Annotated in this window: 10 protein-coding genes; 3 read left to right on the top strand and 7 right to left on the bottom strand. The window is 68.4% G+C overall.

Annotated features, from left to right (window positions below; translation table 11 throughout):
* Positions 1–160: 160 nt before the first annotated feature.
* The 6 genes from BKN37_RS23755 to hsaA form a co-directional block, all read right to left on the bottom strand.
* On the bottom strand, positions 161–1,627 hold the full coding sequence (locus tag BKN37_RS23755) for an HNH endonuclease signature motif containing protein (protein WP_071029389.1): 1,467 nt from the start codon (positions 1,625–1,627) through the stop codon (positions 161–163).
* Between the two features lie 123 nt (positions 1,628–1,750).
* Positions 1,751–2,209, bottom strand: a complete 459-nt coding sequence (locus BKN37_RS23750; RefSeq protein WP_071029388.1) for a universal stress protein — start codon at positions 2,207–2,209, stop codon at positions 1,751–1,753.
* 70 nt (positions 2,210–2,279) lie between these two features.
* Positions 2,280–2,846 carry a 3-hydroxy-9,10-secoandrosta-1,3,5(10)-triene-9,17-dione monooxygenase reductase subunit gene (gene hsaB, locus BKN37_RS23745; protein WP_071029387.1) on the bottom strand — a complete coding sequence of 189 codons (567 nt, stop codon included), beginning with the start codon at positions 2,844–2,846 and terminating at the stop codon, positions 2,280–2,282.
* A complete protein-coding gene (gene hsaC, locus BKN37_RS23740) occupies positions 2,846–3,751 on the bottom strand; it encodes an iron-dependent extradiol dioxygenase HsaC (protein ID WP_071029386.1) in 906 nt (301 codons plus the stop codon). Before hsaC ends, hsaB begins: the two co-directional genes overlap by 1 nt.
* The gene (gene hsaD, locus BKN37_RS23735) at positions 3,751–4,623 is read right to left on the bottom strand and encodes a 4,5:9,10-diseco-3-hydroxy-5,9,17-trioxoandrosta-1(10),2-diene-4-oate hydrolase (RefSeq protein ID WP_071029385.1); all 873 of its coding nucleotides are present in this window, start codon (positions 4,621–4,623) and stop codon (positions 3,751–3,753) included. Before hsaD ends, hsaC begins: the two co-directional genes overlap by 1 nt.
* 3 nt (positions 4,624–4,626) lie before the next feature.
* Positions 4,627–5,811, bottom strand: coding sequence for a 3-hydroxy-9,10-secoandrosta-1,3,5(10)-triene-9,17-dione monooxygenase oxygenase subunit (gene hsaA, locus BKN37_RS23730; protein ID WP_071029384.1), 1,185 nt, complete (start codon positions 5,809–5,811; stop codon positions 4,627–4,629).
* 157 nt (positions 5,812–5,968) lie between these two features.
* On the opposite strand from hsaA, the gene BKN37_RS23725 reads away from it, so the two are divergent.
* The 3 genes from BKN37_RS23725 (at position 5,969) to BKN37_RS23715 (ending at position 8,514) form a co-directional block, all read left to right on the top strand.
* Positions 5,969–7,036 carry a ferredoxin--NADP reductase gene (locus BKN37_RS23725; protein WP_095407191.1) on the top strand — a complete coding sequence of 356 codons (1,068 nt, stop codon included), beginning with the start codon at positions 5,969–5,971 and terminating at the stop codon, positions 7,034–7,036.
* 44 nt (positions 7,037–7,080) lie between these two features.
* Entirely contained in the window at positions 7,081–7,647 is a 567-nt protein-coding gene (locus BKN37_RS23720; protein ID WP_071029382.1) for a hypothetical protein, read from the top strand.
* Between the two features lie 75 nt (positions 7,648–7,722).
* Positions 7,723–8,514, top strand: a complete 792-nt coding sequence (locus BKN37_RS23715; protein ID WP_071029381.1) for a DUF6585 family protein — start codon at positions 7,723–7,725, stop codon at positions 8,512–8,514.
* A gap of 110 nt (positions 8,515–8,624) precedes the next feature.
* Here BKN37_RS23715 and BKN37_RS23710 read toward each other — a convergent pair.
* Positions 8,625–9,569, bottom strand: a 945-nt coding sequence (locus BKN37_RS23710; RefSeq protein ID WP_207547288.1) for an acyl-CoA dehydrogenase family protein, incomplete at its 5' end; no start/stop codon positions are given.

Genomic DNA, 9,569 nt, shown 5'->3' with positions numbered 1-9,569 from the left:
CCACGGACACCATGATGGCGCACTCGCGAACGGCAGCTCGGGTTTTCCGCGACGCATCGGCCACGCCGGCGAGCCCCAGTGTGGGGTGAGTAAGGCCCGCGGCGGCGACGCACGCCGAACACCAGGCCCGCCGGCGTGCTCGTCGGGCTGACGACGGTGGTCAGAAGGGCGGCGGTTGGTAGTTGCGGGCCAGTTCGGCCAATCGTTTTCGGTGTTCTTCGGCGCGCCGGGTTTCGTTGATCCGGCGTTCGCAGCTGATGCGGTAGCGACGTGCTTGGGACCGGGTGCGGCTACGTCGCGGCATCATCACCCCGCGCCCGGTGTGGGGCACCTGGGTCGCGGTGGGCAGCACCAGTTTGCCGGTGGGGGCGGCCAACACCGGGAAGAAGATCGCCCCACCGGGGCTGGTGGTGTAGGTGCGCCCGCTGGGCGACGTCCAGATCACAGTCCCGTCCGGCAATTGGCGGTCGGCCCAACCACCCAGCCCGGTGTAGAACGTTTTGAGCAAATGGTGAAATCTGCAGAGCAGCTTAAGGTTTGACGGGTGGGTGGGGCCCAGCGGATGCGGGACGGTGTGGTCGATGTCGCACCGGATCGCCGGCTCATCGCAGCCCGGGAACCTACACGTCAAATCCCGCAGCCGGACGAACTCAGCCAGCGCCGTCGACGGCCGATACCCGGCCTCCGGCACCGTCGACGGCCACACCAGCGGCTTGAGCTTGGCGGTGCGCGCCATCTCGCTGAGCACGCTGGCCGGTATCGGGCCAAACCCGGGCAGATATCCCGGCGCGTGGCCGTCCCCGTCCACGGTGGCCTGCTCCGCCATCACATGGACCGTCACGTCGGTGCCCGCACGCCGGCCTGCTGCCGGGCACTGCGGGGAACCGCATTCACAGCGCAGCGCATCCAGGCCGGCGGCCAACACGCCGAACGCGTCGGCCCGACGTTGTTCCTTGGTGCGCGGGTCATCTCGGCATACCGTGGCCGCCAACGCATCAAGGCGCTGATCCAACGCGGCCCCGTCGGCGGCGTGCAGCTGCGCCCAGATTCCGGCCAGCCCGGAATTGGTGGGCCCGATCTCGACATACCGGTCCTGGTTGCGCTGGCCGGGCATCCGCTGCCCGGCCGGATCAAACCGGGCGATCCACATGTCAATGCGCTCAAACAGTTTCGGCTTGGAAAACCGCGTCCACTTTGGCGCGTGCTTGGCCACGGCGGCATCGAGCTTGGCGACCAGCACCGGGTCTTGGACTAACTCGCTGCGATACACCACCGCGGCCATCACCCGAAAATCAATGTCCCCGCGCGCGAACGCCTCAGCAACCCGCGGCAGCCGCTCCCGCAACTCGATCGCATACCGCAACCGGCCCCGCGCCCGTCCCCGACTGATCCCCAGCGCTGCCGATATTTCGGCGACCAGACTGTCATAGCCATCCACGGCCCAGTTCGCCCGTTCGATTTCGTCCTCAGGCGCCCGGCGCACATACAGTTCGCCGATGGCGGCCAACTCCCGCGCGCACATCGCGTTTTGCGCACGCGAAGCCGCGGTAATCGCATCGACCACACCGGCGTCATCGACACCGACAAAAGGCTCGGTGACCTGCGACGATGGTGTGTTATCGAACATAGTCCCGACGCTACACCCACCCCCCGACAAGGCTTGGGCGGTGCCGCGACGAGCCAGGTTTCGTTGATCCGCCGCTGGCTGGTGATGCGCTACACCGGCCGTGGGTCGATTCCTACCGACGTCTCAGCCGGTGGTGTGGACGATCAGCACGTCGGTCTTGGCCCTGCGGGAGACTTCGGATGGGACTGATCCCAGCAGCCGCCCAGCGACGCTGCCGAGTCCGACGTTGCCGACGACCAGCAGGTCGGCATGGACCTCCTCGGCCAGTTGCACCAGCGCGTTGATCGGGGCACCAACGATCGACTTTTCTTCCACGTTTTTGGCCCCGGCCTTGTGCGCCCGTTCCCTGGCGTCCCGCAGCAGCGCGTAGATGGGGGCGGCGCCCACCAACCGGTAATCCTCGCCGTGGGTGCTACCCGGCGGCACGCTCCAACCGCCGGGTTCCTCGGGGATGGGGGGATGTGCCGTCGCAACGATCAATTTCGCGCCGTGATCCGACGCGATCGCGCCCGCGCGGTCCACCGCACGCAGCGAGGAGTCCGAGCCATCGGTGCCGACCACGACGGTCTGATAGGCGCTCATTGCCCTCCCAGTGTAGGGCCGGACGAGCGCTCAGGAACCCCGCAATTTCCAGGCGAACCGATGCGGCCGCTTACAGCCAGGTGTCCTCGGTGGTGGCGGTCAAGAACGCCTCCAGGTCGTTGCGCCACTGCGCCGGGGTGGTCTTGTCCGGCTCGATACCGGTGTAGTCGCCGCGGTAGAACAGCAGCGGCCGCGGTTTGATCGCCGGCGGCTCGGACAGCGACTGCACCGCTCCGAACACCACGAAGTGGTCGCCACCGTCGTGCACGTCGGCGACCGTGCAGTCAATGTGCGCCAACGACCCCGCGATAATCGGAGACCCCAACGCCGAAGGCTCCCAGTCGATCCCGGCGAACTTGTCGGGTTCCTTGGAGCCGAACCGCGCCGAGACGTGCTTCTGCGACTCGGTGAGCACGTTCACGCAGAACCGCCCGCTGGCCTCGATGGCCTGCCACGACCGGGACACCTTGGTGGGGCAGAACAACACCAGCGGCGGGTCCAGCGACAACGCCGCGAACGACTGGCAGGCAAACCCGATCGGGACATCATCGTGCACGGTGGTGATGATGGTGATCCCGGTGCAGAACTGGCCCAGCACGTTACGGAACGTGCGCGGGTCGAGCGGCGCAGCAGTCATTACTGCCCGTGCGCGCCGACGGTGAAGTCGTGACCCCACAGGCTGACCGCGGTGCTCTCGCGGGCGATCCAGTCGTGGTCATCGACTTGCAGTCCCTCGCAACCGAATTCGATGTCGAATCCGCCCGGGGTCTTCATGTAGAAGGACAGCATCTTGTCGTTGACGTGTCGACCCAGCGTCGCCGACATCGGCACCTTGCGCCGCAGCGCACGATCCAGGCACAAGCCCACATCGTCGGCCTCGCCGACTTCGATCATCAGGTGCACGATCCCGCTCGGGGTGGGCATCGGCAGGAACGCCAGGCTGTGGTGGCGCGGGTTGCAGCCGAAGAAACGCAGCCAGGCCGGGGCACCGTCGGCCGGACGGCCAACGAATTGCGGGGGCAGCCGCATCGAGTCGCGCAGCCGGAACCCGAGCACATCGCGGTAGAAGTGCAGCGCCTCGGCGTCGTCGCGGGTGGACAGCACCACGTGACCCAGACCCTGCTCCCCGGTGACGAACTTGTGGCCGTACGGGCTGACCACGCGGCGGTGCTCCAGCGCGGCGCCGTGGAACACCTCCAGGTTGTTGCCCGACGGGTCCTGGAAGACGATCATCTCGTCGACCCGACGATCGGCCAGTTCGGCGGCGGTGGCCTCCTTGTACGGCGTGCCCTCCAGCTCCAGCCGTTTCCGGATGTCCTGCAGGCCCGCGGCGTCGGCGCATTCCCAGCCGGCCACCGAGAGCCGGTCGTGGTCGCCGGGCACGATCACCAGCCGCGCCGGAAAGTCGTCCATCCGCAGGTACAGCGCACCTTCGGTGGCACCGGCGCCCTCGACCATGCCGAGCACCTTCAAGCCGTACTCGCGCCAGGCCGCCACGTCGGTGGCCTCGATGCGCAGATACCCCAGTGACCGGATGCTCATCACGCACCTCCCAGAAAATCTGCGGTCAGCTTATTAAACTCGTCGAACTTCTCTACCTGTACCCAATGTCCGCACTGCCCAAAGACGTGCAACTGCACGCGCGGAATGGTCTTGACCGCGACCAGCGCACCGTCCAGCGGGTTCACCCGGTCCTCGCGGCCCCACATCAGCAGCACCGGCTGCCGCAGCCGATACACCTCGCGCCACATCATGCCGAGCTCGAAGTCGGCCCCGGAGAACGACATTCCCATCGCGCGGGCCGCCGCCAGTGATTCCGGCGTGCTGGCCAGCGCGAACCGCTGGTCCACCAACTCGGGGGTGATCAGCTTCTTGTCGTAGACCATCACCTTCAGGAACGCTTCCAGGCTCTCCCGGGTCGGCGCAGCAGAGAACGCGCTGAGCTTCTTGACGCCTTCGGTCGGGTCGGGGGCGAACAGGTTGACGCTCAGGCCGCCCGGCCCCATCAGCACCAGCCGGCCGGCCAGTTCGGGGTAGTCCAGCGCGAACCGGACCGCGGTGCCACCACCCAGCGAATTGCCGACCAGCGGGGTACGCCCCAGGCCGAGCTGGTCGAACAGCCCCTTGAGTGCCGTTGCGGCGTACCGGTTGAACTGCGGATGCTCGGCGCGTTTGTCCGACAGGCCGTAGCCGGGCTGGTCGACGGCCAGCACGTGGAAGCGCTGCGCCAACACCCCGATGTTGCGGGACCAGTTGGTCCAGCTGGCCGCGCCCGGCCCGCCGCCGTGCAGCAGCACGATGGTCTGGTCGTTGCCGATGCCGGCCTCGTGGTAGTGCAGCCGCAGCGGGCCGTCCACGTCGACTTCGGCGAAACGCGAAGTGGATTCGAAAGTCAGCTCGTCAGTCGCGGTCACGGGTTAGACCATGGTGTCGCCGGGCGGCAGCCCGAACTCGTGGTTGCCGAAGATCACGTAGGCCCGCTCCGGGTCGTTGGCGGCGTGCACCCGACCGGCGTGCGCGTCGCGCCAGAACCGTTGCACCGGCGCGTCATTGGCCAGCGCGGTGGCGCCGGAGGCCTCGAACAGCCGGTCGACCGACGCGATCGCCCGACCGGTGGCCCGCACCTGGTCGCGGCGGGCCCGGGCCCGCAGCTCGAACGGGATCTCCTTGCCGGCCGACAGCAGCGCGTACTCGTCGGAGACGTTGCCGATCAGCTGCCGCCAGGCGGCGTCGATGTCGCTGGCCGCCTCGGCGATGCGGACCTTGGCGAACGGGTCGTCCTTGGCCTTCTCGCCGGCGAACGCCGCGCGCACCCGCTTGCCCTGATGCTCGACGTGGGCGTCGTAGGCGCCGTAGGCCATCCCGACGATCGGGGCCGAGATGGTGGTGGGATGCACGGTGCCCCACGGCATCTTGTACACCGGCGCGGTGTTGGTCTCATACCCGCCGGCGCTGTGGTCGTTCATCGCCTTGTACGACAAGAAGCGGTGCCGGGGCACGAACACGTCCTTGACCACGACGGTGTTGCTGCCGGTGCCGCGCAGCCCGACCACGTTCCACACGTCGTCGATGCGGTACTCGCTGCGCGGGATCAGGAAGCTGCCGAAGTCCACCGGGCGGCCGTCCTTGATGACCGGCCCGCCCAGGAACGCCCAGGTGGCGTGGTCACAGCCCGAGGACCAGTTCCAGGAGCCGCTGACCAGATAGCCGCCGTCGACCACGGTGCCCGCGCCCATCGGCGCGTACGAGGAGGAAACCCGCACGCTGGGGTCCTCGCCCCAGACCTCCTCCTGGGCCTTCTGGTCGAACAGCGCCAGGTGCCAGTTGTGCACCCCGATGATGGAGGCCACCCAGCCGGTGGAACCGCAGGCGCTGGCCAGCCGGCGGACCGCCTCGTAGAACACCGCCGGGTCGCACTGCAGACCACCCCACTGCTCGGGCTGCAGCAGCTTGAAGAAACCGACGTCGTCAAGGGCCTTGACGGTTTCGTCGGGCAGCCGACGCAGGTCTTCGGTCGCCTGAGCACGCTCACGCAGCTGCGGCAGCAGCTCGTCGATGCCGGCTAGGACCGACTGCACGTCACGCTGTTGAATGGACGTCACTGGATGCCTCCCGGGAGTACGGGCCGAGGTACCGACCTAGACAGAGATTAGAACACGTTCCGATTCGTGTCGAGCACGGTATTCCTGCGGCTGGTAGCGCTAGGTAACCAGTTTTTTGTAACCTGTTCTAGTTATGACGAACGATGAGGGGCAGGCGTTGACCGAGGACGTTCCGGACGAGCCGCTCGGCAGCCACGTCCTGGAGTTGCAGATCGCCGACGTCGTCGCCGAGACCGACGACGCCCGGTCGCTGGTGTTTGCCGTGCCCGAGGGCGCCGACATCCCGCCCGAGCGGCTGCGGTATGCGCCCGGCCAGTTCCTGACCCTGCGCATCCCCAGCGACCGCACCGGCTCGGTGGCCCGCTGCTATTCGCTGTGCAGCTCGCCGTTCACCGACGACGCGCTCACCGTCACGGTCAAGCGGACCGTCGACGGCTACGCCTCCAACTGGCTGTGCGACCACGCCCACCCCGGCATGCGCATCCACGTGCTGGCCCCGTCGGGCACCTTCGTGCCCAAGACGCTGGACGCCGACCTGCTGCTGGTGGCGGCCGGCAGCGGCATCACCCCGATGATGGCCATTTGTAAATCGGCGCTGGTGCAGGGCAGCGGCCAGGTGACCCTGCTCTACGCCAACCGCGACGAACGGTCGGTGATCTTCGGCGGCGCGCTGCGCGAGCTGGCCGACAAGTACCCCGACCGGCTGACGGTGCTGCACTGGCTGGAGTCGGTGCAGGGGTTGCCGAGCGCGGCCGCGCTGGCCAGGCTGGCCGCGCCGTACACCGGCCGGGACGTGTTCATCTGCGGGCCGGGACCGTTTATGCAGGCCGCCCGGGATGCCCTGGAGGCGCTGAACGTCCCCGCCAGCCAGATCCACATCGAGGTGTTCAAATCGCTGGACAGCGATCCGTTCGCCGCGGTCAAGGTGGAGGACTCCGGGGATGAGCCGCCGGCCACCGCGGTGGTGGAGTTGGACGGCGAGACACACACCGTGTCCTGGCCGCGCGGCGCCAAACTGCTCGACGTGCTGCTCGACGCCGGCCTGGACGCGCCGTTTTCCTGCCGGGAGGGCCACTGCGGCGCCTGCGCCTGCACGCTGCGCAACGGCAAGGTGAACATGGAAGTCAACGACGTGCTGGAACAGCAAGACCTCGACGACGGACTGATCCTGGCCTGCCAGTCCCACCCGGAAACCGATTCGGTCGAAGTGACCTACGACGACTGACACGGCGCTAAGTTCTTGACCCGGGCTCCCGAGAAGAGGCGTGCATGAGGCGACTGGTAACAGCACTGGCGGGTGCCGGGTTGGTCCTGGCGGTGGCACCGCCGGCGGTGTCGGCGGCGGCCAGCGACACCGCGACCACGTTGTTCCCGGTCAACGATTCCGCCGATCAGCTGGAGACGCACAGCTGGGTGGACTGCAAGGTCGCCGCGGCGCACTGCGACTTCATCGCCGGGGTGCAGTTGCGCACCCCGGACGGGGTGGCCGGGTTCCCGCCGGATCTGTGGGCCCGGCAAAGCACCGAGATCCGGTCGAATAAGCGCTCGGCGTATTTGGACGTGCACACCGCCGGCGGCGAAGGCCCGTGGGCCGACCGCGGCGGGCCGGGGACGAAGGTGTTCAAGGAGGGCGGCACCGCGACGGTCACCTCGCTGTACAACGGTGCGGGACCGCCGGACAAGTATCAGACCGTCGGCACCATCGACTCCAACGACTGGGCCACGGGACGCCCGGCGACCGACGCGAAGGTGATCGTGTGCGCGAACGTGCAGGTGGTGTACGCCGGGGTCAACCTCACCACCCCGAGCACCTGCGCGCAGGCCACATTCTCCTGACCAGCGACTTCGGCCGAAGATCGAAGCGATTTTGGGTGCGTTAGGCGACCGGCACCGCCGGTAACGTACGACCCTGTGACCAGACGCGAAAGCGATCCGGAGTTGCTGCGGCAGATCGGCGCCGCCGCCCAGCAGGCCGGTCTCGGCGAGCACCGGACCCGGTACTGGTGGGCACCGCCGCTCAATAACCCGCGCGGAATGACCCTGCTGGTGGTCGGCTCGCTGTGGGTGTCACCGTTGCTTTCGCGCCCGGTGCAGCCGGTCGCGGTCATCGGGTGCAGCCTGGTGCTGGCGATCGTCGCCGGCCCGATCGTCGGTGAGCTGCTGTACGGGGCGATCCAGCGCAGTCGGCGCCTGGATCTGTTCGAGCACGGTCTGACCGTGGCGCGGCGGGGGGAACTGCGGGTGGTCCGCTATGCGGACACCTCGGTGGGGCAGCGCCTCGTTGAGCACCGCAGCCGCGGCAGCCTGCTGTGGACCAGCTACCGGTACACCCTTACCGACACCGCCGGCCGGCAATGCACGGTGACGGGTCGTTTCGAACGGCCCGCCGAATGGGGGCAGGCGATCCAGCAGGCGGTTGCGCAGACCCAGCTACCGGCCGCGGTAGCGGCGATCAGCGCCGGACAACGAATCGACTTCGGCAAGTTCTGGATCAGCGAGCAGCAACTGTGTCTAGGCGGGGCGGTGTGGTCGTGGTCGGAGATCCTCGATCTGTACATCGCCAAAACGTCGATGCGCCTGGTCCTCAAGGACCGTTTTGTCCCGAGGACCGTCACATTTCGGTGGACCACCAACTACGGTCTGTTCGTCGCGCTGGCCGAACGCTATGCGCGCGGCCGGACCATCGTGGCGACCGATTGCTAGCGCGCCGGGCGCCGGCGAGTCGGACCCTGACGACGCTTCCCCGGCGTGTCGCGTCGTGAGATTCCCTCTCGGCGGGACGGGCTCGGCGGGACGGGCTCGGCGGGCGGGGTTCAGCGCGGCAGGCCCAGCAGCCGCTCGGCGGCCACGGTCAGCAGGATCTGTTCGGTGCCGCCGGCGATGGTCAGACACCGGGTGTTGAGGAAGTCGTGCACGGTCTTGTTGGAAACGACGCCCCCACCCTCGGATAGCTCCATCCGGAACTCCGACAGCGCCTGCCGGTAGCGGACCCCGATCAGCTTGCGGGCGCTCGATTCCGCGCCCGGGTCGGCACCGCCGACCGCCAGCTGCGCGATGCGCTGATCCAGCAGCGAACCCACCTGCGCGGACAGGATCAGCGCGCCGAGCCGGTCCTGCAGCGCGGGGTCGAGGTCGAGGGCGGCGACGGTGCGCAGCAGCTCCTCCATCGGGTTGCCCAACGCGGTGCCGGCCGCCATCGCGACCCGCTCGTTGGACAGCGTGGTGCGCGCCAACCGCCAGCCGTCGTTCACGCCGCCGACCACCATCTCGTCGGGCACGAACACATCGTCCAGGAACACCTCGTTGAACAGGTCATCGCCGGTGATCTCGCGCAGCGGCCGGATCTCGATGCCCGGGGTGCTCATGTCGACCAGGAAGTACGTGATGCCCTTGTGTTTGGGCGCCTCCGCGTCGGTGCGGGCCAGGCACACCCCCCACTGCGCCTTGTGCGCCGCCGAGGTCCACACCTTCTGCCCGGTCAGCCGCCAGCCGCCGTCGACCCGCACCGCCTTGGTGCGCAGCGACGCCAGGTCCGAACCGGCACCCGGCTCGGAAAACAGTTGGCACCAAAAGATGTCGCCGCTGAGCGTGGCCGGGATGAACTGCTCGATCTGGGCGGGCGTGCCGTGCTCGAGGATGGTCGGCGCGGCCCACCAGCCGATCACCAGGTCTGGGCGCTCGACACCGGCGGCGGCCAGCTCCTGGTCGATCAGCAGCTGCTCGGCCGGCGCCGCACCGCGCCCGTAGGGGCGGGGGGG

Origin of the sequence: Mycobacterium talmoniae (assembly GCF_001854525.1) — a bacterium.
Classification (GTDB): domain Bacteria; phylum Actinomycetota; class Actinomycetes; order Mycobacteriales; family Mycobacteriaceae; genus Mycobacterium; species Mycobacterium talmoniae.
The sequence above is the reverse complement of the archived record's forward strand: the minus strand, read 5'-3'. Positions and strand labels throughout refer to the sequence as shown.